The following is a 1,036-nucleotide window of genomic DNA, read 5'->3' as shown; positions in this document are numbered from 1 at the left end:
CCAACTTGAGATTCATCATCAGGCTCTCCAAGTGCTCGTCGACGTGCATCTAACGGATGACCGGAATAGCCAAATAAAAATCCACCACCAGCGATACGGACGTTGTCTTCTAGTATGACGTTTCGACCTACCGCAATGGTGGTTTGCCAGCTGATGTCGACATTATTGCCAACCCTAAGGTGTGGGTTTTGGCTTAGAGAGCGTCCACTTAATGTGGTTTGCCCTGAGATTCGACAATCATCGCCTAGCGTTATTTTGAGTGGACCTGATACAAATGGGATTCCTCCATAAAGGTACAAGCCACGACCATAGTGATTAAGTCGACCTTTGAACGCTGGAGTGTGGAAAAAAACACGCGTCAGCGAACTCCAAAATGAAGAGGCGAACTTATAAATTTGGTAGACAGCTTTGTTAAAAAGTTGAGGCGTGGGGATTTCAAACATGCGAATCTTTTTGAGAATCAAAAAAACATGACGAAAAGCCGGGTTAGGGTGGCATTGTAACCAGGTTTTCAAATTATTAGTGTGGATATCTAGCATAGGTTCACCTGACAATTGTTCCAATGACTATAGCCATTACACAGAACGTGCCATAAAATAAGTGCTTAATTTACAGGTGGTTAGATGTTGTTAAGTCAGGTTTTTGAGGTGGTTGTTTATTGATTCTCATTTTGAGAACTATTTTGAGCGATATTGGCAACCGCGACAGTCAGTGCAGCCAGTATGTAAATTGGCCAGTTAAACCCTTGAGTCAGAAAGGTGCCAGAAACGATGGTGCCTAATAGGCCTGCATACACAGCGTTTGCAGCGACAGTGAGGTTAACTGAATATTGGTTTGGGTTTTGGGCAATAGCGGCCAGTGTCTTTCTGGCGCTAAGTATCAGAGAGGTAATGAATCCCAAAAATACGATTAATCCAAGAAACCCTGTTTCAGCGAGAACACCAAACCAGGTACTGTGTACCGCATGATTAAGACCGTCCCAATGAGAGCTATAAAAGAAGTAGTTGGCAAAAAAGTTGTCTAAGCCCACACCGGT

1 protein-coding gene and 1 pseudogene are annotated in these 1,036 nt (G+C 43.6%); both read right to left on the bottom strand.

Annotated features, from left to right (window positions below; genetic code table 11):
- Window positions 1-539, bottom strand: a 539-nt coding sequence (locus tag ACP45E_RS21420) for an acetyltransferase (protein ID WP_069585520.1), incomplete at its 3' end; no start/stop codon positions are given.
- Window positions 540-655: 116 nt separating this feature from the next.
- Window positions 656-1,036: pseudogene (locus ACP45E_RS21415) on the bottom strand (O-antigen ligase family protein); the annotation flags it as partial.

This window comes from Vibrio genomosp. F10 str. 9ZD137 (assembly GCF_049974785.1).
Classification (GTDB): Bacteria; Pseudomonadota; Gammaproteobacteria; order Enterobacterales; family Vibrionaceae; genus Vibrio.
This window is presented reverse-complemented; position numbering and strand designations above follow the sequence as displayed.